23 protein-coding genes are annotated in these 25365 nt (G+C 61.2%); 5 read left to right on the top strand and 18 right to left on the bottom strand.

Going from position 1 to position 25365, the window contains the following annotated elements; translation table 11 throughout:
• Positions 1-6: 6 nt before the first annotated feature.
• Genes copM through WBQ96_RS20595 form a run of 3 tightly spaced genes read right to left on the bottom strand, consistent with a single transcriptional unit; the run spans position 7 to position 3369 of the window.
• Positions 7-402, bottom strand: coding sequence for a CopM family metallochaperone (copM, locus tag WBQ96_RS20605; protein ID WP_336553571.1), 396 nt, complete (start codon positions 400-402; stop codon positions 7-9).
• 14 nt (positions 403-416) lie between these two features.
• Positions 417-860: a Cu(I)-responsive transcriptional regulator gene (cueR, locus tag WBQ96_RS20600; protein WP_165120354.1), complete on the bottom strand. Its 444-nt coding sequence runs from the start codon at positions 858-860 to the stop codon at positions 417-419.
• Between the two features lie 19 nt (positions 861-879).
• Entirely contained in the window at positions 880-3369 is a 2490-nt protein-coding gene (locus WBQ96_RS20595; protein WP_336553567.1) for a heavy metal translocating P-type ATPase, read from the bottom strand.
• Positions 3370-3527: 158 nt separating this feature from the next.
• Between WBQ96_RS20595 and WBQ96_RS20590 the strand changes: the two genes are divergently transcribed.
• On the top strand, positions 3528-3710 hold the full coding sequence (locus WBQ96_RS20590) for a hypothetical protein (protein WP_336553564.1): 183 nt from the start codon (positions 3528-3530) through the stop codon (positions 3708-3710).
• A gap of 2 nt (positions 3711-3712) precedes the next feature.
• On the opposite strand, the gene kynU is transcribed toward WBQ96_RS20590, so the two are convergent.
• Positions 3713-4960 carry a kynureninase gene (kynU, locus tag WBQ96_RS20585; RefSeq protein WP_336553562.1) on the bottom strand — a complete coding sequence of 416 codons (1248 nt, stop codon included), beginning with the start codon at positions 4958-4960 and terminating at the stop codon, positions 3713-3715.
• Between the two features lie 127 nt (positions 4961-5087).
• Between kynU and WBQ96_RS20580 the strand changes: the two genes are divergently transcribed.
• Complete coding sequence (locus tag WBQ96_RS20580) at positions 5088-5834, top strand: GntR family transcriptional regulator (RefSeq protein ID WP_336553560.1); 747 nt, start codon at positions 5088-5090, stop codon at positions 5832-5834.
• Between the two features lie 3 nt (positions 5835-5837).
• Here WBQ96_RS20580 and WBQ96_RS20575 read toward each other — a convergent pair whose 3' ends face one another.
• The 14 genes from WBQ96_RS20575 to tssH form a co-directional block, all read right to left on the bottom strand.
• Positions 5838-8993 carry an efflux RND transporter permease subunit gene (locus WBQ96_RS20575; RefSeq protein ID WP_336553558.1) on the bottom strand — a complete coding sequence of 1052 codons (3156 nt, stop codon included), beginning with the start codon at positions 8991-8993 and terminating at the stop codon, positions 5838-5840.
• 10 nt (positions 8994-9003) lie between these two features.
• A complete protein-coding gene (locus tag WBQ96_RS20570) occupies positions 9004-10341 on the bottom strand; it encodes an efflux RND transporter periplasmic adaptor subunit (protein ID WP_336553557.1) in 1338 nt (445 codons plus the stop codon).
• 631 nt (positions 10342-10972) lie between these two features.
• Complete coding sequence (locus WBQ96_RS20565) at positions 10973-11296, bottom strand: aldolase/citrate lyase family protein (protein ID WP_336553554.1); 324 nt, start codon at positions 11294-11296, stop codon at positions 10973-10975.
• 25 nt (positions 11297-11321) lie between these two features.
• Positions 11322-11633: an aldolase/citrate lyase family protein gene (locus tag WBQ96_RS20560; protein ID WP_336553552.1), complete on the bottom strand. Its 312-nt coding sequence runs from the start codon at positions 11631-11633 to the stop codon at positions 11322-11324.
• Positions 11634-11740: 107 nt separating this feature from the next.
• Positions 11741-12154: a Rieske (2Fe-2S) protein gene (locus tag WBQ96_RS20555; RefSeq protein ID WP_336553550.1), complete on the bottom strand. Its 414-nt coding sequence runs from the start codon at positions 12152-12154 to the stop codon at positions 11741-11743.
• Between the two features lie 135 nt (positions 12155-12289).
• Positions 12290-12589, bottom strand: a complete 300-nt coding sequence (locus WBQ96_RS20550; protein WP_165120347.1) for a PAAR domain-containing protein — start codon at positions 12587-12589, stop codon at positions 12290-12292.
• Between the two features lies 1 nt (position 12590).
• On the bottom strand, positions 12591-13133 hold the full coding sequence (locus WBQ96_RS20545; RefSeq protein WP_336553548.1) for a GNAT family N-acetyltransferase: 543 nt from the start codon (positions 13131-13133) through the stop codon (positions 12591-12593).
• A gap of 6 nt (positions 13134-13139) precedes the next feature.
• Positions 13140-13760 carry a hypothetical protein gene (locus WBQ96_RS20540; protein WP_336553546.1) on the bottom strand — a complete coding sequence of 207 codons (621 nt, stop codon included), beginning with the start codon at positions 13758-13760 and terminating at the stop codon, positions 13140-13142.
• Positions 13761-13775: 15 nt separating this feature from the next.
• Entirely contained in the window at positions 13776-14441 is a 666-nt protein-coding gene (locus WBQ96_RS20535; protein ID WP_165120344.1) for a hypothetical protein, read from the bottom strand.
• Entirely contained in the window at positions 14441-15442 is a 1002-nt protein-coding gene (locus WBQ96_RS20530) for a DUF4123 domain-containing protein (protein ID WP_336553543.1), read from the bottom strand. The genes WBQ96_RS20535 and WBQ96_RS20530 overlap by 1 nt, the downstream gene beginning before the upstream one ends.
• A gap of 5 nt (positions 15443-15447) precedes the next feature.
• Complete coding sequence (gene tssI, locus WBQ96_RS20525) at positions 15448-17910, bottom strand: type VI secretion system tip protein TssI/VgrG (protein ID WP_336553542.1); 2463 nt, start codon at positions 17908-17910, stop codon at positions 15448-15450.
• Positions 17911-17990: 80 nt separating this feature from the next.
• Complete coding sequence (locus WBQ96_RS20520) at positions 17991-18500, bottom strand: hypothetical protein (RefSeq protein ID WP_336553540.1); 510 nt, start codon at positions 18498-18500, stop codon at positions 17991-17993.
• Positions 18501-18619: 119 nt separating this feature from the next.
• A complete protein-coding gene (locus WBQ96_RS20515) occupies positions 18620-19096 on the bottom strand; it encodes an Hcp family type VI secretion system effector (RefSeq protein ID WP_091916068.1) in 477 nt (158 codons plus the stop codon).
• 43 nt (positions 19097-19139) lie between these two features.
• Positions 19140-21923, bottom strand: coding sequence for a type VI secretion system ATPase TssH (tssH, locus tag WBQ96_RS20510; protein ID WP_336553535.1), 2784 nt, complete (start codon positions 21921-21923; stop codon positions 19140-19142).
• Positions 21924-22154: 231 nt separating this feature from the next.
• Here tssH and tssA point away from each other — a divergent pair, with 231 nt between their 5' ends.
• From tssA to tssC, 3 genes are all read left to right on the top strand, one after another.
• Positions 22155-23219 carry a type VI secretion system protein TssA gene (gene tssA / locus WBQ96_RS20505; protein WP_336553533.1) on the top strand — a complete coding sequence of 355 codons (1065 nt, stop codon included), beginning with the start codon at positions 22155-22157 and terminating at the stop codon, positions 23217-23219.
• A gap of 107 nt (positions 23220-23326) precedes the next feature.
• On the top strand, positions 23327-23839 hold the full coding sequence (gene tssB, locus WBQ96_RS20500) for a type VI secretion system contractile sheath small subunit (protein ID WP_336553532.1): 513 nt from the start codon (positions 23327-23329) through the stop codon (positions 23837-23839).
• A 25-nt stretch (positions 23840-23864) separates the two neighbouring features.
• Positions 23865-25346 carry a type VI secretion system contractile sheath large subunit gene (gene tssC, locus WBQ96_RS20495; RefSeq protein WP_091916062.1) on the top strand — a complete coding sequence of 494 codons (1482 nt, stop codon included), beginning with the start codon at positions 23865-23867 and terminating at the stop codon, positions 25344-25346.
• The last annotated feature ends 19 nt before the right edge of the window (positions 25347-25365 follow it).

The following is a 25365-nucleotide window of genomic DNA, read 5'->3' as shown; positions in this document are numbered from 1 at the left end:
GACCACTCACTTCGCCGGATGTGCCGCCAGCCATTCGTTGAGCTGTTTGATCTCGCCTTCCTGCGCCTTGATGATGTCTTCGGAAAGCTTGCGGATCTCCGGGTCCTTGCCATATTCGAGCTGGACCTTGGCCATATCGATGGCAGCCTGGTGATGCGGGATCATGCCGCGGGCGAAATCGATGTCGGGATCGCCCGTATAATCGACCGAGCCCATCGCCTGATGCATCGTGTCCATCGCCTTCTGGTAGCCCTTGGCAGCCGGCGTCTCGGCCCCGGCAGTCGCTGCCCTGCCGCTCATATCGTGCGTGCTGTGATCGGTTTGCGCGAGTGCGGCACCAGTTATGCCGGCACCCAGCAAGAGGGCAGCCGAAAGCGCTACGAGCTTGCGTTGTGAAGTCATGGAAGTCTCCTGTTTCAGTGCTTGGAAGGGGATGAATGTTCCGCCGCCTCGGCAGGCGAAGGATCGCGCGGTGCTTTGCCGGAAAGATCGTCGAGTATCGGGCAATCGGGCCGCGCATCGCCGTGGCAATTGTGGACGAGGTGCTGCAGCACACCGCGAAGCTCGATGAGTTCGGCAATCTTGCGGTCGACTTCGCCGAGCTTGACCTCGGCCATAGCCTTCACGTCAGCGCTCTCGCGCGCTGTATCGCCATAAAGCGACAGAAGCTGGCGGCATTCCTCGACCGAGAAACCGAGGCTGCGCGAACGCTGCAGGAATTTCAGTCGATGCACATCGCTCGATGAATAGTCGCGGTAGCCGTTTTCGGCGCGGCCGGGCTTGAGCAGCCCGATATCCTCGTAATAGCGGATCGTCTTGGCCGGAAGGCCGGAGCGGTCGGATGCGTCACCGATATTCATGGTTCTCGTCTCCAGAAATTCAAAGCTTCAGCGTCCTGAGCCGCAGCGCATTGGCAATCACCGACACCGACGACAGGCTCATCGCGGCAGCGGCCAGCATTGGCGACAGCAACATCCCGAAGATCGGATAGAGCACGCCCGCCGCCACCGGCACGCCGAGCAGATTGTAGATGAAGGCGAAGAACAGGTTCTGCTTGATGTTGCGGATCGTCGCCTGCGCCAGCGTGCGGGCCCGCACGATGCCGTTGAGATCACCCTTCACCAGCGTGATCCCCGCGCTTTCCACGGCGACGTCGGCCCCGGTTCCCATGGCAATGCCGACATCGGCAGCCGCAAGCGCCGGCGCGTCGTTGACGCCATCGCCGGCCATGGCGATCTTCGCTCCCCTGGCGCGCAGCTCGTCTACCAGCGCTTTCTTGCCTTCCGGCAGGACATCGGCGCGAACTTCGTCAATGCCGAGTTGGGCCGCAACTGCTTTGGCCGTGCGCTCATTGTCGCCGGTGGCCATGATGATCTTCAGCCCGCTTTCATGCAGCGCCTTGATCGCCTCGACCGTGGTCTTCTTGATCGGGTCAGCGACCGCGACGATGCCGGCGAGTTTGCCATCGACGGCCACGAACATCGCCGTCTTGCCGTCGGCCCGGAGTGCATCCGCCTTGGCGCTCAGTTCGCCGGCATCGACCTTGATCTCTTTCAGCATCGCGGCATTGCCGAGCACGACATGCTTTGCGCCAACGACGCCCCGGACGCCCTTGCCGGTCACTGCCTCGAAATCCCTAACGTCAAGCAACTTCACGCCGCGCGTCTTGGCACCCTCAACGATGGCATCAGCCAGCGGATGTTCGGAACCCTTTTCCAGCGTGGCGGCGAGAGCCAGCAGTTCGTCTTCGGCGAAACCGTTCGCGGTAACTACATCGGTCAGCACCGGCCTGCCTTCGGTCAACGTTCCGGTCTTGTCGACGATCAGTGTGTCCACGCCGGCGAAACGTTCCAGCGCTTCGGCATCCTTGATCAGCACGCCGGCATGCGCGCCCCTGCCAGTAGCGGTCATGATCGACATCGGCGTAGCGAGGCCCAGAGCACAGGGACAGGCGATGATCAGCACCGAGACCGCCGAGACGATGGCGAAGATCATGCTCGGCTCCGGCCCGAACAGCGCCCAGACGATAAAGGCGGCAATCGCCACCAGCACCACCGCCGGCACGAAATAATAGGCGACGCGGTCGGCCAGACCCTGGATCGGCGCGCGCGATCGCTGCGCCTTGGCGACCAGTTCGACGATCTGCGACAGAACCGTATCCGCACCGACCTTTTCGGCCTTGATGATCAGCGAGCCGTTCTTGTTGATCGTGCCGCCGGTGACGCGGTCGCCCGCAGTCTTTTCGAGCGGGACGGCCTCGCCGGTAATCATCGATTCATCGACCGAGGAGCGACCTTCGACCACCGATCCATCAACCGGAACGCTGTCGCCGGGACGAACGCGCAGCCGGTCGCCGGCCTTGACCTCCTCCAGCGGCACATCCGTTTCCGAACCATCGGCGCGGATCAGCCGGGCGGTCTTCGGCGCAAGGTCGAGCAGCGCCCGGATAGCGGAACCGGTGCGCTCGCGCGCCTTCAGCTCCAGCACCTGACCAAGGAAAACCAGCGCAACGATGACAGCCGCCGCCTCGAAATAGACGGGAACCGCGCCGCCGTGACCTCGAAATGTGTGCGGAAACGCATCAGGAAACAGCGTGGCCACCACGCTGTAGAGATAGGCCGCACCGACACCGAGCGAGATCAGCGTCCACATGTTGGGGCTGCGGTTGATGATGGACTCCCAGCCGCGATGAAAGAACGGCAGCGCCGCCCACAACACGACCGGCGTGGCCAGCGCGAGCTCGATCCAGACGGCGAGCTTTTCGCCAAACCAGTCGCGCAACGGCAGGCCGACCATCGACCCCATCGTCAGGACCAGAAGCGGGATGGACAGGGCAGCACTGACCCAGAAACGATGCGTGAAATCGACGAGCTCGGGGTTCGGCCCTTCGTCACCGGTGGGCACGCCCATCGGCTCCAGCGCCATGCCGCATTTCGGGCAGGAGCCGGGTTTGTCGCGGACGATCTCAGGGTGCATCGGACAGGTGTATTGCGTGCCCTTCGGCATGGCCTGAGGCGCCGGGCGATCGCCGAGATATTTTGCCGGCTCAGCCTCGAACTTCGTCTTGCAGCCGGCCGAGCAGAAATAGAAACCCTGCCCTTCATGGCGGGCGAAATGCTTTGCCGTAGCGCGGTTGACCTTCATGCCGCAGACAGGATCGACGGCTTCGAGATAGGCGTCCGGGGTCTTGGTGAATTTCTCGCGGCACGACGCGCTGCAGAAATGATAGACGTGGCCGCCATACTGCGCCGTCGGCTTTCCCGCCGCCGGATCGACGGTCATGCCGCAGACCGGATCACGAACGACCTCGGCGGCAGCGTTGCCGCCATGCGCGCCGCAGCAATTTGCGTGTTCGTGATGATGATCCATGACTTCAATTCCCATACGAGTCTTATGTAAGAACTGAACGTAAGGCTTCCAGCAACTGGAAGGTCAAGGCCTGTTCCGTTTATTTCGGAACGGTTGACAAAGGGGTGAAGTTACCCCTTCAGAGAATCCACCCAAACCAATGAGAGAAAGGATTCGCAATGAAACGCGTCGAGCTTTTGGCTCGCCTGAAATCAGCGCAAGTACATGATCTTTATAGGGGCAAGGACATCACGACCTTGACCGCCTTAATGAACAACACGGAACTTGAGAAGCACATCCAGAGCTTCGAAAAAGGCATCGAGGCCTCTGGGGACAGGCGCGCTAAAACGGCGAATGCCTGAGATCAGGTGACGGCAGCACGAACCGCGAAGCGCTCGTCCTTCCAGCTGCCGGTCTTCAATATATCGTGCAGGATTGCCACTGCATCCCACACGTCGCGATAGCCGACATAGAGGGGGGTGAAGCCGAAGCGCATGACATTGGGCGCGCGAAAATCGCCGATGACGCCGCGATCGATCAGCGCCTGCATGATCTCATAGGCATTCTGGTGCGCGAACGACACCTGGCTGCCGCGCCGTGCGCCCTCTCGCGGCCCGACCAGCGTGACGCCATATTCACTGCTGCGCGCCTCGACGAGTTCGATGAACAGGTCGGTCAGCGCGATGCTCTTCTGGCGCAGGAGCGTCATGTCGACATCGTCCCAGACATCGAGCGCGCCTTTCAGGGCGCGCAAAGACAGGATCGGCTGCGTGCCGCATAGAAAGCGCCGGATGCCCGAGCCGGCTTGATAGCCCTGCTCGAACGCAAAGGGTTTGGCATGGCCCCACCAGCCGGTCAGCGGCTGGCGAATGTTTTCGTGATGCCGCTTGGCCGCGTAAATGAAAGCCGGCGCGCCGGGGCCGCCATTGAGATATTTATAGGTGCAGCCGACGGCAAAGTCGGCATCCGCACCATCAAGATCGACGGGCAGCGCGCCGGCGCTGTGGCACAAATCCCAGGTGATGACGGCCCCCGCCTCATGCGCCTTGCGGGTGAGTGCCGCCATATCGCGAAGCTCACCGCTCTTGTAATTCACATGGTTGACCAGAACCACGGCAACCTGGTCGTTTATCAGATCCTCGATCGCCGGTGCATCGACGCCTTCGAGGCGGATGGTGATGCCGGGCCGGGTCGCGGCGACACCTTCGGCCATGTAAATGTCAGTCGGGAAGCCGCCGCCTTCGGCCACGATCACCGAGCGGTCCGGCCGCAGCCACAGCGCGGCATGCAGCGCCTTGTAGATATTGACCGAGGTCGTGTCGCAAACCACCGTTTCGCCGGCGGCAGCGCCGATCAGCCGGCCGACGCTGTCGCCCAGCTGTTCGGCGAGTTCGAACCAGCCGGCGCGGTTCCAGCTGCGGATCAGGCCGTCCGCCCATTCCTCGCGCGCCGCCTTGTCGAGTTCGGCGAAAGCGCTCTTTGGCGCTGCACCCAGCGAGTTGCCGTCGAGATAGATGACGCCCTGCGGCAGCACGAAACGGTCGCGCATAGGACGAAGCGGATCAGCAGCATCAAGCGCTTCGATGGCGGCAAGATCGGAAACTGCACTCATGATCGGCAACCTCGGTTTACACGGAAGGGATCATACGATCCCAATATCGCCTGTCAATATTATATATAATTTTTGCATTTTCTAACTATAATATATAAACCTGCGATCAGAACCAACGGACCGGTCCATGGACGGCGAGCACATCAGCAAGACCGAAGCGGCATACCGGACTTTGCGGCGGGACATATTGTCGACGCGGCTTGGTCCCGGCGCGCCGCTGAAACTCGGCGCATTGCGCAGCGCCTATGGCATCGGTTGGACGCCCTTGCGCGAGGCCCTGTCGCGACTGGAGGCCGAACGCCTGGTAACGGCGGTCAGCAATCGCGGCTTTGCCGTCGCAAAGGTGTCTAGGGAGGAGCTGGAGGACCTGACGCGCTCGCGCCTGCTGATCGAGGTGCCGCTGTTCGTGGAATCTATCGAGCACGGCGGCAGTGAATGGGAAGCGTCTGTCATCACTGCCCATTATCGCCTGTCCCGCTGCACGCTTGCGGTCGAGAACCCGTCGGAATCAGCGCTCAACGACTGGGATGAAAAGCATCAGGCATTTCATGATGCCCTGCTTGGCGCGGCCACGTCACGCTGGCTTCTGCGTTTTCAGGAGACGATCTCCGATCAGCTGCGCCGCCACCATCGCTTCCTCAGCCTCGCCCCGATGCTGCGGGCAGCGGCCGGGCAGGAGCACGGGCATGAACAGGCGCTGGCTGCACTGCGCGATGCCACCGCGATCGAACATCATACGCATCTGATGGAAGCCGCATTAGACCGCGACATTGAGCGGGCCCAGGCACTTATGACCGAACACATCGGCTATACGCTCGATGTTTACGCGCGGTCGGCGGAAGAGCCGGCGAGCACGAAGCGCCGCCGCCGCTGAACGCTACTCGGCAGCCTGCTTGGACCCTGCGATCTCGACCGGCACCGTTTCAGCCGCGGCACTCTTTTCACCACGCCCGGTGATCCGGGCGAGCCAACCCGACAGCTGTTCCATGTAGAGGTACAGAACGGGCGTCACGAACAGCGTCAGCGTCTGCGACACCACGAGCCCGCCGACGACCGCCACGCCCAGCGGCTGGCGCAATTCGGCGCTCGCACCTGCACCAAGTGCGATCGGCAAAGTGCTCATCATGGCAGCCAGCGTCGTCATCATGATCGGCCGGAAACGCATCAGGCAGGCCTTGTGGATGGCTTCCTGCGGCGAGGCCCCTTCGCGCCGAAGCGTCAGCGCCACATCGATCATCATGATCGCGTTCTTCTTGACGATGCCGATCAGCATCAGCAACCCGATGACAGCGATGACCGACAGGTCGAAGCCGAACCAGCCTATGGCAAGAAGAGCGCCCGCAGCCGCCGCCGGCAGGCCCGAAAGAATGGTTATCGGGTGAATGAAGCTCTCATAGAGGATGCCGAGCACGATATAGATCGTCAGGATCGCGCCCAGAATGAGCAGCCCCTGGTTGGCCGCCGCATCCTGAAAAGTCTTGGCCGTTCCGTAGAAGCTGGTCGTCACCGACTGCGGCATGTCGATCTGCGTCTTGAGCCGATTGATCTCGTCGATGCTGTCGCCCAGCGCCACGCCGTTCGGCAGATTGTAGGAGATGGTGACCGCCGGCAATTGCCCAAGCTGGTTGACGGTCAGCGCGCCGGCAACTCTGTCGATATGCGAGAAGGCGCCGAGCGGCACAAGCGCTCCCGAACTTGTCGAAACCTGCAACCGCGACAGCCGTTCCGGCGTCCAGTCTATCTTTGGGTCGAGTTCCAGGATGACTTCGTAGCTGTCGCTCGACGTGTAGATGGTCGAAACCTGCTCGGCACCGAAACCGCTATAGAGCGTGGAGCGCAAGACATCCGCCGTGATGCCTAGTGTGGCGGCCTTGTCGCGGTCGATGACCAGCCTTGCCTGCAAGGCATTGTTCTGAAGGTCGGAACTGACATCGGTGAAGAACCGCCTATCGGTGCTCATCGCGTCGTTCAGCTTCTGCGCCCACTGGTTCATCTGGGTCTCGTCCAGGCTCTGCACGACAAGCTGGTACTGGCTGGCCGAAGAGCGCGCGCCGACCGACAGGTTCTGCACCGGACTCATGAACGTGTTGATGCCGGGGATCTCGCCGAGTTGATGACGCAGGTCCGAAAGAACGGTCTGCAAGGGTGGCCGCTCGGATTTGGGCTTCAGCTCGACAAAGAGCCGGCCCGAATTCATGGCATTGGAGCCGCCGCCGGCGCCACCGCCGCCGACGGAGCTGCCAACATGCGTGACATAAGGCGATTTGGCGAAGACGTCGGCGACCTTCGCCTGAAGCGCGGTCATCGCGTCGAAGGAAATGTCCTGACGCGCCTGCGTCGTAACCTGAAGCTGGCCGATATCCTCCGTCGGAAAGAAGCCCTTGGGAATTGTGTTCAGCTCATAGAACGTCAGGCCGATGGTGCCGAGAAAGACCAGGAAGACGACCAGATGAAAGCGGAAACACACCTTCAGCAATCGGTCGTAACCGCGAACGACAGCATCGAACCCGCGCTCGAGCCAGGCGCCGATGCCGTGCTCGTCGCCTGAATGGGACGACGAAGGCATGCGCGACGCCAGCATCGGCGTCAGCGTCAAGGAGACGAATGTGGAAGCAAGAATCGCGACCACCACCACCACCGCGAACTCGTTGAAGATCTTGCCGATGACGCCGCCCATCAGCAGCACCGGAATGAAGACCGCAACCAGCGAAATCGATATCGCGATGATGGTGAAGCCGATCTCGCGCGAGCCCTTGAGTGCTGCCTCGAACGCGGTGTCGCCGTTCTCCTCCATGTGACGGACGATGTTCTCGAGCATCACGATCGCATCGTCGACGACGAGGCCGACCGAAAGCGTCAGCGCCATCAGCGAAATATTGTCGATGGAAAAGCCGAACAGATACATCACGCCAAGCGTAGCGATCAGTGAAATCGGAACCGCAAGTGCCGGAATGAACGTCGCCCATACGCGCCGCACGAAGAGGAAGATCACCAAAACCACCAGCGCGATGGTGAGCGCCAGCGTGAACTGCACGTCGCTGACAGACGCACGGATCGAGGCAGCACGGTCGTTCATCGTTTCCAGCGACGCCGCCGCCGGCAACTCGCTCTGGAAGGTCGGCAGCATCTCCTTGACCCGGTCGACCACCGCGACCGTATTGGCGTCGGGCTGGCGCTGCACGGCAAGGATGATGGCGCGGGAGCCGTCATACCAGCTCGCAGTGGTGGTGTTGACCACCGAGTCGATCACGCGCGTCACGTCGCCCAACCGCACGGCCTTGCCGTTGTTGCTCGAGATGATCAGGTTGGAAAACTTCGCGGCATTGTCGAGCTGGGTGTCGGCAACGATCGTCAGCTGCTGCTGGCTCCCCTGCAAGGTGCCGAGCGGCGAGTTGCTGTTTGCCGCGGCGATCGCTGCCTGAAGCTGGGAAACGGAGATGCCGCGCGCCGCCAGCGCGTCCGGATCGAGCTGGATTCTGACGGCATATTCCTGACTGCCGAAAATCGAGACCTGGGCCACGCCGTTGAGCGTGGAAAGCGACGGCGAAATGACCTGCTGCGCAAAAGCGTCGAGGTCGGTCAGCGGCACGACATCGCTTTTCAAAGCGAGAAGCAGGATCGGCGCATCGGCCGGATTGACCTTCCGGTAACTCGGGGGCGACGGCATGTCATCCGGCAGGGCCCGCTGCGTGCGTGTGATGGCCGCCTGTACGTCGGCTGCGGCAGCGTCGATGTCGCGATCGAGGTCGAACTGTATCGCAATCGACGTCGTGCCGAGCGAATTGGTCGTCGAGATGCTGTCGATACCGGCAATGGTGGCAAACTGCTTGATCAGCGGCGTCGCGACCGATGTCGCCATCGTATCGGGCGAAGCGCCCGGCAGCGAAGCCGAAACATTGATGACCGGGAAATCGGCCCGCGGCAGGGCCGCAACCGGCAACGCCGTGTAGGCGAAGAGGCCGGCCAGCACCAGCGACAGCGACATCAGGAGCGTTGCGACGGGCCGGCGTATGCAGAATTCGGAGATCGTCATCGCCGTCGCCCTACTGTTGTACGCCGTCCTGCGCGGTGGTTTGCGGCTTCTCGTAAGCGGCGGGCTGAACTGCCGAACTGTCGTTGACCTGGGCCGTCGCCGAAGTCGGCTTGACCGCAGCACCCGGCTTCAGCCGCAACTGCCCTTCGGTGACGATCTTGTCCCCCGGCTCCAGGCCCGAGGCGATTGCGGAGGTATCACCGTCACTCAGCGCCACCTTGACGGGACGGACTTCCACGGTGTTGTTCGACCCGACGACATAGACGAACTGGCCGTTCTGGCCGGGCTGGAGCGCGACTGTCGGGATGACCGTCGCATCGTTCAGATTGTCCTGATCGATCTCGACATCGACGAACTGGCCGGGCCAGAGCACGAAACTGCCATTCTCAACGGTCGCGCGCATGGTGATCGTGCCGGAAGCCGTATCGACCGCTGAATCGATGAAATCCATCCTTCCCGACGCGATCAAATCGGTGCTGCCACTCTTGAGAACCCTGACCTCGGGCGCCTTATCGGCATCCAGCAGTGGCTTGAAGACCTGCAAATTGCTCTCGGGAAGATGAAAACTGACCTGGATCGGATCGACCTGCGTGATCGTGACGAGGCCGGAAGTCGTGCTCGACGACGTGCTGGAGCCACCCACAAGATCGCCGACCGAAACCTGCACCGCGCCTAGCCGCCCGTCGATCGGGGCGGTAATGCTGGTGAAATCGAGCTGTATCTGGTCGGCTTCGACGGTTGCCTGATCGCTATCCACCGTCGCCTGTGCCGATTGCTGTGCGGCAAGCGCGTCGTCATAGGCCTGCTGCGTGCCGGCCTGCTTGGTGGCGAGATCCTTGGCGCGGTTCATGTCGGCTGTCGTGCTGACCAGAAGCGCACTGTCCTTGGCCAGAATGGCCTTGTCGCGCGCCAATTGCGCGCGCAGCGCCCGGTCGTCCAGCGAGATCAGCAGATCGCCGGCCTTGACCATCTGCCCGTCTTTTACGTGAATTTCGGTGACCTGACTGCTTATCCGTGCCCCGACCGTGACGACAGCCGGTGATTGAACGGTGGCAAAGCTCCGGGTGACGACGGGAAAGGATTGCTTCTGCGCCGTAGCGACGATCACAGCAATCGGCCCCCCGCCACCTGACCGACCCTTGCCAGATGACGCTGCAGGTTGCGCGGTGGCTGTTTCACCATTCGACGTTGCCGCGTCCGGCTTTTTTGCGGCATCGGCAGCCGGCTTGCCCGCGATGAGTTCCGCGACATAGCGCTGGCCAGTGCTCCTCAAATTCGGAAAGAAGAACAAGACGCCGGCTATGCCGAGCGCCGCAATGACAAGGACAACGAAGCGGGAAGCCTTCATAACTTCGACCTTCAGAAACCTGACGATATTTTATGGATTGGACGCCGCCCAAAGCAATGACGCTTTGCTCCGGGACTTAAGGACACGAAATGCGGATTTCCGACGCTGCATGAAACCGCATTCTTGTAACCGGCCTCGACCTGTAACATCGCTTTATGTCCCGACGAGGCGCAAAACGTTGCATCACGACCCGACAATTTGACGAAGGACTGCATGCCCAACAAGGCGCTATGCGTCCCGACAGCCGAGATGTAGGGGAGAAAACCGGTCCAAGCGAGGCGAAACCCGCGGATTACCAAGATTTAATATGCCGCTCATCAGGACGCGTTCTATGAAAACATCGAAGTTCTGAGCAGGCTGAGGACGGTACGGCTGTGGCGATGAAGCCGGTCCGAGTCGTTCGTCGCCGTCTGATATGAGGTGCAAGGCGCTTTGCGCCCGGTGCTGCAAACAAGTTGCCATTTAGTTTTGCTACAGAACCGCCCGGCGGTACCTATGACGAAGCACTGTGTCGAATAGGCCAGATCGAACGGCTCCGCGCTCGATAATCTCACTGAACTTGACCGCGTCGTGGCAGGATCAATTCAATACTGCCCCGACGACGCTGGAGCACTTATTCCCAAATCCGAGGCTAGCTCGGCTGCAATCCCTGCCTCCATATACCGAAATCGGTGCCACAGGCGACAAAATTGAAGCCCTCCTTGAACCGCTCCCTGAACGAACCTCCAAGACCACAATGGATTCCGGAGATCTTTCCTGCCTCCTGCACCTTGCGATGCACCATCGCGATGCCGTCCACTACTTCCCGGTTACCGGATGTGAGGCTTGGCTCATAGCCAAGAGACAAGGAAAGATCCGCGGGACCGATATACACGCCGTCTATGCCGTCCACCGACAGAATTTCGTCAATGTTCGACAGAGCTTCTCTCGTCTCTATCATCGCCAGCGCTGTCACGACGCTGTCCGATTCGCGCCGGTAGCTATCGCCATATACCCGCCTTGCCCTGGTCGGCCCGGGGCGGATAAAAACATGATCTCGCCAGGCGAAGCGCGTCTTCCCGCGTGTTGACCATAGGACAGATGATGCCCACCGATCCGGCATCCAAAAGTTTTCCCACGATGCCGGGTTCGTTTGTCGGGATGCGGCAAAGCGGAGCGACACCGGACCTAACCGTCGCCTGCAGCATCTGCAGGGCGACCTGATAATCGATCAGCCCGTGCTGCAGATCGACTGTAACCGTGTCGAAGCCCTGGGCGCACATGATTTCGGCGGATGAGGCCGCCGGAATCATGCACCAGCCATTGGTGGCTTGACCGCCATTTAGAAGAAAGGTCTTCAGTTTTCTGCTGCGATTGCCATCGGTTTGTCCAGTCAGCGTCGTTTCGGAAGGAAGGCGAATTAAAGCTCAAGCACGACATAGTCATCCTCAACGACGACCTTGCAGGTCTCCGCCACAATGGGACCCTTGGCGAGCTCCGCGCCATTTTCCACGTCTACCTTGTATGCCTTTGCGCGCACGCTGTTGGGGTCGCACCAAGACTGACCTGTCTTGATGTCGAACTCCCAGCAATGCCACGGGCAGCGGATCATCTTCTCGCCGGAGACGAGTTTGTACTCGCCGGGCTGGCTCGAGCTCGTCTTCGAATAGACGGTTCCCTCGCACAGCGGTGCTCCTTGATGGAGGCAACGATTGATCAGTCCGTAGAATTGATTGTCGATGTTGAATATCCCAACTTCCCGGCCGCCGACCGAAACCAGCTTTTTGCCGCCAGATGGAATTTCCCCGATCGCGGCAACGACATGTTTGGCCATGGGTCAGAGGCCGCGCGCGAGCGCTCCCTCTCTCTGATGTCGTCCAATTCCGGCAAGCGTCGTGGTGTCTGACAACCAAGCAAGGGATGCGCCGCATTGATGCCTTGGGCGCCGGCGAGAATCCAATTGCTGCAATTATTCGAATCTAAGCCAGTTCTCGCCCTGTATCAGTCGACCGCCATGCTCGCACGCATCGCCGAACCGCGCGACCTTCCTGCCATTGATCTTCGCCACGGACGACCCACCGGTGATGGCGGCGGTGGTCGGCACGCCGGTGCATAGGCACTTATCGCCGACAGTCGCGATGGGGACACCATTCACCTTGACGAAGTTCTGGCTGGTCGACTGGACGGGACCGCCGACATGCGGCTTCGGTCCCGGATCACACATCGGGCAGACATGCATCGCGCCTTGCAGGGCTACCGGCTTTCCCATATCACGTTACCTCCACGCTATTCTGGCGCATCAGCACGCAATCACGTCTTTCAGTTGAAACCTGCGGATGCACGCGGTGGCGCGGCAGCACTTTCTCGACATGGAAATCGACCTTTTCAAGCAAGCGGATCAATGGCGCGACCTGCGCGTCGATCAGCGTCCACGCCTGCGTCAGCCCGAGTGCTGGAATCAGCGCGCGCATGATCTCCTCCGACAGCCCCGCGCCCGAGGCGCTGTGCATTAGCGCGCCTCCAAGCTCTTCGTCCGGCCCTATGTTCACAAAACCGATCGGCTCGCCCACCGCTTCCTTGCGCGCAACGACATAGGTGCGCAGACCCTTGTCCCAGTGCTCCTCCCAGTCGACGATGATGTGCTTCACATCCGTCAAACTGCCGGCCAGCGGCACGGGGCTGTAGTGGAACAGCTGCGGGTCTGAAAGCATGGCGTAGAGCCCATCGGCATCGCCAAGCACCGGGCGGCGAAGTACGAGCCGTTCGGTCTCGATCCGGTCCGGCGACTCGTGCCTTGGTGCTTGCTCAGCCATATCGGATCACCCCAGAACCGAATGGTTGATGAACTTGTCCATCTCGCCTTCGGGCAGATAGGGTTTTTGGCGCAAGGTCACGGTGCGTCCCTGGAATTGCTCGTCGGCCTCGTCCAGCGTACGCACGCCGGCAGCCGCGTCGGTCACGCAGAACCCATCCGTCGAAATAGCGAGCTTGTCGAATGCCGCTCCCGTGCTGGCGTAGCGGCCGGGGCCGCCATTCAGCCGCTCCAGCAGTGCCAGCGCCTCCAACGCGCTCAGCGAAAACACGTCCTTGCCGTCGAGGAAAAGCGGGCGCTGCTTTATGGCCGGCATGATCTCGACGAGCCGGTCGGCCTCGTAGTGCAGGACGAGACCCGGATTGCCGCGCGCTTCAGTCACACTGTCAGCAGACGGAGCGCTTTGTGCATAGGCTGCGATAAGGGCCTCTTTTTCCTCTTCGCTCATCGCGTCGCCGAACTTCTCCAGCGTGTCGCGCAAAATGTCGTCGGGAATGGCGTCATTTCTGCGCCCCGTCACAGCGCCGTAGGTATCGGACAACGCGTCCACCTGCGCCGGAGACATGCCGAATTCGAGCTTTCCCAGCCCCTTGCCGGGAAAAACCGTCCAGTCATCTTCTGCTGCCATCGTGATCCCTGTCTCTTACTGTATGATACCAAATCTTTTGAGACAGCTCGCATAGGCGGTAGCCTGGGCGATTGCCCCGTCATATTTCGTCGGGTTGCCTTGCGCTGTCGCTACGGCGCGGGCGTCGGCGGCATCAAGCATGAACGCCGCATAGGTCTGGCCGCGCGCAAGGAGACCCCTTTGCACCGCATATCTCGGCCCATGTACGCCGCCGCCATAGGAAGCCGTAAGGCGATGGTCGACCGGATCCATCTGTATCGCCGGCCCGACGGGCGTGGGCAAGGGCGATTGTGAATTCGCCGGCATATGATGGCTGTCCAGCCCATCGCCCACCGTCTCGGTCGTGCCGGTCATGCAGCCATGAGCTCCGCCGCGATAGGTGCTGCCGGGAATCCCGCAGGCCAGATAGGCGCAGGGATTTTGAGCACAGCGGGCGCAGGTGACGGTCCGGGTCGCCGGTACCGCCTGGTCCTGCGTCGTCGCCTCGGTCTGGGCGCCCGACATGGCGTTGCTGACCCCGTCGGCGATTTCGTCCCTGTAGATATATGCCCCCGTGGCAACAGTCGCGCCGCCAAGAATCCACGCCGCGGTGCCGGCCGATATGGTGGCCCCGCCTGCCGCCGCGGCCGTGCCGCCGCCTGCAAGTGCAAGCCCACCGCCAACTGCCAACAAGGGAGGCATCAGGCAGCATTCCTGTGGATGCGGACGACGCTCTTCGTCTTGTTGAAGAGCACGTCGAAATTCTGGTCGGGGCTACCCGGCCCGGATTTGATGAAGGCCCGCACCTCCGGCGCCTGCCCGGCTTTTTCACCACCGATAACCATCATGAACGCCCATAATTTGTGAGAGTATTCGCGCTTGAGTCCCAACTCGTTCGCCTCGGCCTCCTGCCGCCGCACGAGGTCGCGCAACTCGTCATCGCTCATCGCGACCGTGTAGTCCGGCGCGACCTTGCGCAGATAGATCATGCGCTTGCGGATGACGGCCTCCCGCCGCCGGTTTTCGATTTCCTCGATATTGCTCAAATCGATGGTGAGCGGGCCTCTGGGCGGCGGTGGCGCATTGTCCTTGCGGCTGGCGCGCGTGACGTTGGCACCCCATTCCTCATCCGGCTGGAAGATGATGGCGTTGGCCGGTCCGAGCAGGCGCAGATATTGCGCCTGGTTGAGCGAAGGAATGAGCTGCGCCATGACATTGGCGTCGGCATGACGCAGGATCACCCGCCGTAGCTGGCCCGGCTTCGGCGCCGGCCGTTCCGCTGGCGGTCGCGGGTCTGCCTCATAGCTCTTGCCCGGATCGACATCGGCCTCCGTTGGAAAGAGCGCCATGTTGATCGTGCGCAAATGGCGGTATAGCCGTTCTCCGCCACCGTCGCACTCCCAGAACACGCAGGCGTGCTTGCCATTGACCAAATCGATCAGCCGTTCCAACACGGCCTGATCCGCAGGGCCGTCCGGTTTGTCAGAGGCGGCGCCCCGTTCCCGATCCAGCCAGACCAGTTGCGGGGCGGCGCGTTCTTGATCCTGCCCAGCGTTCGCCGCGTCGCGATAAAGCGAACGATGGTATAAATCCTCATCAAACAACGCCGAAGGCAAGTCAGGAAACTGTGCGCCGTCAACCACGGCGAACAGCGGATTTTGCACGCGCCGGAGAACCTCTCGCAGCTTGAACAGATCAGCCATGGCGACTACCCTACAAACGGCGTGGAGCCGCCGGCCATGGCCCGCAGACAGGAAGGCCCCTGCCCCGGTCCACCTTGTTTGAAGTTGATGCTGTTGCCTTCAATATCGATCTTGAGGGCGTAGAGCTTGATGCCGGTTTTCGTCAGCGAGATATAACCACCCGGCGTCGAGAGGCGGATTTCATCCTCGGCGAAGATCTCCCATTTCCGAGCCTCGCCGTGATACTTGTCCTGTGAGATCAGATTGTAGAGCTTGCCAACCTCGATATCGATTGTCTTGCCAACCTTGAACTTCTGCTCCTCGCCAACTTCGGTTTCCTGCTTCTTGCCGACCTTTGTGGTCTGCACAACTCCAATTTCATTGTGCTGCGCGTTGCCAACCTTCGTCACCTGCGAGACGCCGACATTCGTCACCTTGCTCGAGCCAATCTGCTCGGCCTGTGCCACGCCGACGCTGGTTGACTGGAACGATTGCACGATGGTGTTCATCACGCCGGGCATGGAGAACAGCCCACCCACGCTACCGCCAAGCCCACCGCCAGCGCCGGCCAGCGCCGTTCCGGCGTCCGCACGCGGGCTGGGGCCGGAAACCACGCCGCCCCGCGCGCCAAGGCCCGAACCGGAAAGGAAGCCGAGCGTCGATCCGGCCATCGCCGCCCCGAATGAAGCCATGCCACCGGCGCCCGCTACGCCCCCGGCCTGTTGCAGCAATCCCGCCGTTCCCGAGGCCAGACCTGCCACCCCGGCCATCGCCGCCATCGCCAAAGGGCCAGTGCCGCCAACCGTCAGATTATAGGAGCCGCCGATTTCCTGCTTCTGGTTGCTCGCCACTTCCACGGAGCGGCTGCCTCCGACGGAATGTACGTCATGGCTGTCAATGCGGGCCGTGCGGTTGTTCAGCACTCGCGTCGTCTGGTCCTTCTGCGCGTGGAAGAACATGTTCTCGCGCCCGGCCTCGTCCTCGAACGTCATTTCGTTGAAGCCGGCAGCCTTGTGGCTGTTGGAGCGCATCACCATCCGCGTCTTGTTGGCGGGCAGGTCGTAGGGCACCTTGTTGTTGGGATTGGGCACCACGCCCGTCACCAGCGGGCGGTCCGGGTCGCCATCAACGAAAGCGACCATCACTTCCATGCCGATGCGCGGGATGATCTGTCCGCCCCAGTTTCCACCGGCCCAGTTCTGGCCGACGCGCACCCAGCAGGTATCCGAACCGTCCTTCTTGGCGCGGCGATCCCACGGGAACCAGAGCTTGATGCGGCCATACTGGTCGGGATGGATTTCCTCGCCGGGCGGGCCGGCCACGATCGCCACCTGCGCACCCTCGATGCGCGGGCGTTTCGTCTCGCGATGCGGCGTCAGCGGCACGCGCGCCGGAAGCGCTTCGAACTCGTTGCTGAACTCTGGTTCGTTGGCATTCGTCTCGTAGGAGCGGTCGACGACCGAATGCTTTATCTTGACGATGACATGCTCATCATAGGCGCGTTCCGGATGCGCAACCTCGTAGGGCGTAAACCGCCGGCCTGCCTCCAGCACCCGCGATGTCGACTTGCCCAGGACGCGATCGTGATCGGCCTCGATCGACTGGGTCCTTAGCTTTTGCGCGCGCTCCGCCGCTTCCACGGTAAGCGCCCTGGCGGGAAATTCGTAGAGCTCGCGCTTGGCAGCATCCGGCATCTGGACGAGCGAAGGCGTCATCGTGCCCGGCACCATGCGCGGCGTCTCGAAATTCCAGTCCGCGCCGGCCCGCTGGCCCGGAACATAGGCGTAGTGCCGCATCCATTCGGTGATGTGGTTGCGATCCGAAGAACCCTGCGCGAGCCGCACACGCCCTTCTCCCTGTGCCGAGGGTGAAGGCTGCCCCCATGAACTCGCAGCGTCGGCGACATGCAGCCGGTGACTGCCTTCCTCATGGCTGAACCAGTAGAACAGCCCGTCTTCCTGGAAGCGCCTGGTGAGGAAATCGAGATCGGTTTCATTCCACTGGACGGAATAATGCTGCGCCGGCGGCGGCGTTACCACGCCCGAGACATCCGGCGCCGGCAGGCCGTGTTCGGAAAACAGCATTTCGACGATGTCGACTGCCGTCTTGTCCATCCAGATGCGGCAGTCGGAGCGCCGTGACAGAAGCCACATCTGCGGCCGCAGGACCATTGCGTAGGACCGCAGCCCGCGCGTCACCGGCGGGCCTTCGCTTAGCTCCGTCACCAGACCGTTGAAGGGACGGCGCACGCCGCCGTCATCTTCGCCCTGCTGGATCTCGACGGAGACGTCCACCAGCCGCCCGATGAGTTCTTCCGGCTTCACGGCCTCGCGCTTGGCGCGCACGGAAAGCCGTATCTCGAAGAGCGAGGACACGCCCTCGTCGATCGAAACGCGTTCAGGCAGAAGCTGATCCTCACCGAGTGGCGAGGACACCTTCAGCACACGGCTAGCCTGGATGAAATCGGCGCCAGACGGCTGATCGTTCATTGCAAGAGCCTCATTGTTGCGCTTCTACCTGCCGATGGATCGGCCGTTGACTTCGCGGGACGGTTACTGGGCGCACCGCGCTAGTGAACGGTGCGCTCCCCGACCAGATAGGCGTAGACATACTTCGTCGCCCTGTTCGAAGGCGTTGCATCGACGCTCGGACCATAAAGCCGTTCAGGGGTCAGGATCTTGCTGACGTCGCTGCGAGACTGGGCATAGCCAAGCAGATAAATCCCACGTCCCATGAAAACGCGTGTTTCGAAGGAAGGCGTCACCGAGTAGTTGACCTGAACGACAAATGCCTGATTGCCGCTTGCGCTCATTTCGGAGACGATCTTTGCTTCGTTGTTCTCCAGCCAGACCTTCAAGGCATGGGTCAGCGCATACTCGTTCAGAGCCTCGGAGCCCTGACGAAACAAAGCAGCTGCGGCACCGGCGGTCGCGTTGCGCGCGCCAAATTCGCGAGGTCCGCTGGCGTAGGTCAGATGTTCGAGGGAGGGACCGCGTCCCATCCGCTTGACGGGAGCAAGATCGGCCTCGGCCAACGGCCGCACGCGGAGCTTGGGCGACGAGACAGAAAAATTGGGCATGACAACTCCAGCGAATGAGAAGCCTCAACCGGGTCGCAGTTGACGCTCCAGCCCCAGGTGAACCGTTGCAAAACTTCCAAGACACCGCCGGAGCGATGCCTTGGAAATTGTTGCCAAGACTATGCAGCCTTGGTCGTGGCGAGATCGTAGGATGCGATCATCGGCGACTGCGGCGACTGGTTCTCGTCGAATGGGGTGTACTTCACTTCCAGCTTGGTGAAGTTCAGCTTGACCGTCTCGACCGGGCGGTCGCCATTCGAGTCGATCGAATAGCTGGCCAGCAGCGTGTTGGTCAGCGTGTATTCGATATAGGTCTCGCCCGGATTGCCGGTGGTGACGAGATGGATCGTCGCGCGCTTGCCGGTGCGGCCCGAGCAGGCCTCCTGGAAGAGCTTGGTCGAGGAGGAATCGCTGACCTTGGTCAGGATCACTTCCGAAACCGTCGGCTCGGAAGCTTCACGGTTAGCGGCCGAACCGGCCGAGGTGTTCATGTTGCGCGAAACGTTCCAGTGAATCGCTTCGATGTCCATCCACTTGCGGTGCTGTTCGTGGGTGGCATCGCCCTGAATACCATCGATCTGAAGATAAATAGGCATGCTCTGAGCTCTCCTGTTCGTCAGTTTATTTGCCAAGTACAGTTCAAGGCGCTCTGGCCTTTCGGGTTGTTGCCGCATCCGAATGAACTTTCTTGCCATTCGAGGCTGCTTTATCCGCCGGCCGCTCCTTGGGCGCAGCGAATTCCTTTTCGTCCACCGCAGGCTTCGCATCGATGCTGAAGCGGTGGTCGTCAAAACCGATATGGATGCTCGCGATCTTGCGCCCTTCGGCCACGGCATCGAGGAAGAAGGTGGAAAGAACGGGCAGAAGATCGCGGGCGATCATCGACTCGATTGCGCGAGCGCCCATCTCGCTGGATTCGGCGCGCGAAACGAGCGCCTCGCGTGCCTCCGACGACAGCGTCGCCTCCGTCCCGTAGCTCGCCTTGACGCGATCGCCGATGCGACCGATCTGGATATCGACGATGCCCGACAGCGCTTCCTTGCCGAGCGGCATGAAGGGCAGGATGGTCGTTCGACCGAGGAATGCCGGCTTGAAGTGCTTCTGCAATTCTGGAAGAAGCAGTTTCTCCAGCGCCTCGCCTTCCGGCATGGTGTCGGGATCGGCAGCAAGTGCTGCCAGCAATTCCGAACCGGTGTTTGCGGTCATCACAATGGTGGTGTTCTTGAAGTCGATGTCGCGGCCTTCGCCGTCGCGCAGCATCCCCTTGTCGAAAACCTGGTAGAAAATCTCCTGGACGCCCTGGTGGGCCTTGTCGATCTCGTCTAGCAGCAGCACGCCATAAGGACGCCGGCGCACGGCCTCAGTCAGCACCCCGCCCTCGCCGTAGCCGACGTAGCCGGGCGGCGAGCCGAGCAGCATCGAGATCTTATGCTCCTCCTTGAACTCCGACATGTTGATCGTCGTCAGGTGCTGGCTGCCGCCGTAAAGCAGGTCGGCCAGCGAAAGCGCAGTCTCGGTCTTGCCGGTGCCGGACATGCCGACGAAAAGGAACACGGCAGGCGGGCGGCGGGGGTCCGACAGACCGGCGCGAGCAGCCCGCATTGCCGAGGAGACGCGCTCGATCGCGACGTCCTGCCCGATGACGCGCTCCTTGAGCCGTGCGTCGAGCGACTTGACTGTCTCGACCTGGTCGGAAAGCAGCTTGCCGACCGGAATGCCGGTCCAGCGCGCGACCAGAGCGGCGATCACATCGCGGTCTACTGCCCGAGGCACGAGCGGTGTTTCGCCGGCCACGCGCGACAGGTTCCGTTCGGTCGCCGCGAGTGCGGCACGCGCGCTCTCAGGCGAGGCCGTCTGAGCGGGGAACTGCGCCACATTGCTTTCGCCAGCATCATCCAGCACCGGGGCCTGATCCTCGATCGCGTCGTCCTGCGAAAAGACCGCCTCCAGCCGATCGGCCTCACGTACGAGACGGAGTTCCTCTTCGAATTTGTTTTCGAGAGCTTCTATTTCGGCGGCAATCTGCTCCCGTTTTGCTTCGATTTGACGACAGCGATCGCGGATTTCCGAAGTCTCCGGCTCGCTTGCCAGCCATTCCGCTTCAGCCTCAAGCAGGCCGCGCTCGTTGTGCAGCGACTTCAGCGATTCAGGAACCGTCTGGCGGCCGAGCGCTACGGCGGCGGCGGCAGTGTCGATCAAGCTGATGGCCTTGTCGGGCAATTGCCGCGCCGGAATGTAGCGCGCCGACAAGCGCACTGCCGCGGCCAGGGCTTCGTCGCGGATGCGGACCTTGTGATGCGCCTTGAAGGAGCCGGCGACGCCACGCAGCATGCGGATCGCGGTTTCCTCGTCGGGCTCATCGACCTTGACCGTCTGGAAGCGTCGGGTGAGCGCCGCATCCCTTTCGATGAAGCGCTTGTATTCGCCCCATGTTGTTGCTGCGATGGTGCGCAGTTCGCCACGCGCCAGCGAAGGCTTCAGGATATTGGCGGCGTCGCCCTGCCCCGCCTGCCCGCCTGCGCCGATCAGATTATGGGCCTCGTCGATGAACAGGATGATCGGGGTGCCCGACGCCTTCACCGCGTCGACGACACCGTGCAACCTGCGCTCGAACTCGCCTTTTACCCCCGCGCCGGCCTGAAGCAGGCTGAGATCGAGCGAAAGCAGGCGGACCGGCTTCAGCATATCGGGAACGTTTCCGGCTGCGATCTCCAGAGCCAGCGCTTCGGCAATGGCCGTCTTGCCGACGCCGGCCTCGCCGACAAGGATCGGATTGTTCTGCCGGCGGCGCATCAGCACGTCGACGAGCTGGCGCAATTCGCGGTCCCGCCCGATCACCGGATCGATCCGTCCGGCACGGGCATCGGCGGTCATGTCCTGCGTGTAGAGACGCAGGAATTCGTTCTCGCCTGACTGGGCACCCGCAGCCGTCAAATCGGATCTCACCGATTTTTCAGCCTCACCGGGCACCGTGGCATTCAGTTCGGATTCGACGGCCTTAAGGTCGATTTCACGCAGCGACGGCGCTATCGCGCGCGCCACGATACGGAGCGACTGATCCGTCGAAAGTGCGACAAGAAGATCGCCGAGTTCGACGCGGCTTCGGCCAAATTGGAGCGATGCGACCAGCCAAGCCTCGCGCGCCAGAGCAAGCACATTCTGTGACAAGGCCAGTTGCGCGCCGTCTTCACGCGCCAAGTCTTCGATCGCCGGTTCAAGTTCTTTTCGAAGATTAACCGGCTTCACACCGAAGCGCTCGAAACGCGGCGCGACGGCTGGAATGTCTAATAATGCATACAACCAATGCGCTACTTCCACAGTCGGGTGAGCGTGGCGCGCAGCGACTGACGCGGCCGCCTCGAGACCGACGCGCAGATTCGGCTCCAGCGTTCTGACCAGTCGATTGAGATCGATATTGGACATCCCGAAAACTCACATTTCTGCGGCTGAAGCGAGTGGTCGCCATCAGAGAGTGAATGCAACTAGGGCGTTTGTGAACGCTTGGATAGAAGTCACAGAGTAACGTTTTGTTTCGAGTCATTACAGGTTAATGTCATCAACTTGTCACATTAATTACATGGTTGACAATGACGTTATACCGAAAGAAAATAGAGAAAGAATATTAGTGTCTTCTAATTTGGAGTTATTGTGCTGTTGAATCTCAGCGAAATTGTATCTCCACTTGGGCAAGACAGCCCTTGCGGAGAAGATATTAGAATAAATCCAAATTATCAGGAAATATACTATAGAATTAAGGATGCGCGCAACTCTGCGCGCAGCGCAGAACGAGGTATTCCTCCTGGCGAAGCAATGCGACTTACGCCCTCTTGGCACGATGTAAACAATCTTGGATTGCAGATACTTTCTTCAAAAAGTAAGGACATAGAAGTCCTTGCCTGGCTTGCAGAAGCTCAACTTAGACTTCGAGGTTTCGAAGGTCTTCGAGACATCTTTTCTGCAATGGCGTCACTTTTGGAAAATTACTGGGATAGGTTGTATTCCATCGGCGACGATGACGTCGAAGAAAAGCTCGCACCACTTGCAGGATTAAATGGCGTCAGCGGTGAAGGCACATTGATCCAGGCGATTCGTCTTGCTCCGTTAGTGCCGAATTCAAACTTCGCGCAACATACATTGTGGGACTATCAGCTTTCGCAGCGTGCGAATGAGACAGCCCGGCGCGATGTTCTTCACGAAGCGGCCAACGATGCCGGCGTTGCTGCAATGGCGGCTCATCTCGACATCCTGAACGACTGCATCGCTGCTTTCGACGATCTCGTTTCGATCCTCGACGACCGTTGCGGCGACAAGGCGCCACCGAGCTCCAACACCCGCAACGTACTCGTCGAGGCAGCCGCCGCCATTCGCGACCTGGCGGGTATCGAAGAGGAAACCATCGAAGAACCGGAAGGGGAAAAGCCCGGACTTCAGGCGGCAAACGGCAATGGCGCCGGACAGCTTATCGTCGCGCCCAAGCCGGTTCACGCAGGCAGCATCGCATCGCGTGAAGAAGCCTTCGAGGTGTTGCTTTCGGTCGCGCGATACTTTCGCCGCACCGAGCCGCACTCCCCGATTTCGCTGGCGATCGAAACGCTCGTCCGGCGCGGCCGCATGGATTTCACTGAACTCCTGGCCGAACTTCTTCCGGAACCACAAACGCGAAACGCCGTTCTAACGGCGGCAGGAATTCAGCCGAGAGTTGAAAAACGGGAAACCTGACCGGTTTCCGGAACCAGATCCAAACGGCCAGGCGGAGGCCGATTCGGACAAGCATTTTTTGAAACATTGACCGCGAAATGGCGCCAGGCGCACGAAGGAGAGTCCTGATGGCAAGTGTTCACGAGAAATTGGAAAGGGTCCGCAAGCCCCGCGTTCACATCAAATACGAAGTCGAAACCGAAGGCGCGATGGTAATCAAGGAATTGCCGTTCGTTGTCGGCGTGCTCGGCGATTTCTCGGGCGATCCGACGCAGCCGCTCAAGCCGTTCGGCGAGCGCAAATTCGTCCAGGTCGATCGCGACAATTTCGACGACGTGATGCGCCGGATGACGCCCGGCCTCAACATTGCCGTCGAGAACACGCTGCAGAACGACGGCACAGACCTCGCCGTTTCGCTCAAATTCGAAAGCATGGACGATTTCGAGCCGGGCGCGGTGGTCAACCAGGTGCCGGCACTCAAGGCGCTGCTCGACGCGCGCAACCAGCTTCGCGACCTCATGAGCAAGGCCGACCGCTCGGAAGACCTGGAGCGCATGCTTGAGGAAATCCTGCAGAACCAGACCGACCTGAAGAAGCTGGTCGGCGAACTCGACGGCCGCGCTGACGGCTCCGCGAACTGAACGCTGTGACGGGAAGGATCAAGCTATGAACGCCAAGACACAGTTGAAGCCGGAAGCCGGCGTAGAATTCGCACAGGACGAGAACCTGCTTTCCAAGGTCGTCGCGGCAACGCGCCAGACCGAGCCGGACCGCGCGCAGGACCTTTTGCGCACGCTCACCGACCAGGCGCTGAAGGGCACCGTGGTCTATGACCGCAACCTGACGGTCACGCTGAACAATGCAATCGCCGAACTCGACAAGACGATTTCGCGCCAGCTCGCGGCGATCATGCAGTCGCCCGCCTTTACCAAGCTCGAGGGCACATGGCGTGGTCTGAACTATCTGGTGAAAAACACCGAGACGAGCGTGAACCTCAAGATCCGCGTGATCAACGCATCCAAGCGCGAGGTTTCCAAGGACCTTTCGAAAGCCGTCGAGTTTGACCAGTCCCGGCTGTTCAAGTCGATCTATGAAGACGAATTCGGCACCCCCGGCGGCGAGCCTATGGGCGCGATCATCGGTGACTACGAGTTCGACAATTCTTTTGAAGACGTCCAGCTTCTTCAGGGCGTTTCTTCGATCGCCGCTGCCGCCTTCGCCCCGTTCATCTCGGCGGCCAGCCCGCGCATGTTCGGTTTCGAGGACTATCGCGAGCTTTCGCGTCCGCGCGATCTCGAAAAGATCTTCGAGACGGTCGAATATGCCAAGTGGCGGTCGCTGCGCGATAGCGACGATTCGCGTTTCGTCACGCTGGCCCTGCCGCGTGTGCTGGCGCGCATGCCCTACGGCCCGAAGACCAATCCGGTCGACGAATTCGGCTTTGACGAGACCGGCGGTTCCAAGACCGGCGAACTGCCGCACAACGACTATTGCTGGATGAACGCCGCCTATGTGATGGGCACCCGCCTGACCGAAGCCTTCGCCAAGAGCGGCTGGTGCACGGCAATCCGCGGCGCCGAGAACGGCGGCAAGGTCGAGAACCTGCCGATGCACATCTTCTCCAGCGACGACGGCGATCTCGATCTGAAGTGCCCGACCGAAGTCGGTATCACCGACCGTCGCGACGCCGAACTCGGCAAGCTCGGCTTCCTGCCGCTCTGCCACTACAAGAACACCGACTACGCCGTGTTCTTCGGTGCCCAGACCACGCACAAGCCCAAGCTTTATGACAAGCCGGAAGCGACTGCGAACGCGGCCGTTTCGGCCCGCCTGCCCTACATGATGGCGACGTCGCGCTTCGCCCACTACCTGAAGGTCATGGGCCGCGACAAGATCGGCTCCTTCATGGAAGCGTCGGACTGCGAAGCCTGGCTCAACCGGTGGATATCCAACTACGTCAACGCCAATGACGAGGCCGGCGAAGAGTCGCGGGCGAAATACCCGCTGCGCGACGCCAGGGTTACGGTTCAGGAGATTCCCGGCAAGCCTGGCTCCTATAACGCCGTGGCATGGATGCGCCCGTGGCTTCAGATGGAAGAGCTGACGACTTCGCTTCGCATGGTCGCCCGCATTCCGGCCAAGAACTGAGGCATGAGCTCCCGCGCGG

It is taken from the genome of Mesorhizobium sp. CCNWLY176, from assembly GCF_037153935.1.
Taxonomy (GTDB): Bacteria; Pseudomonadota; Alphaproteobacteria; order Rhizobiales; family Rhizobiaceae; genus Mesorhizobium_M; species Mesorhizobium_M zhangyense.
Note: the sequence above shows the minus strand (reverse complement) of the source record. Positions and strands in the feature narration are given on the sequence as shown.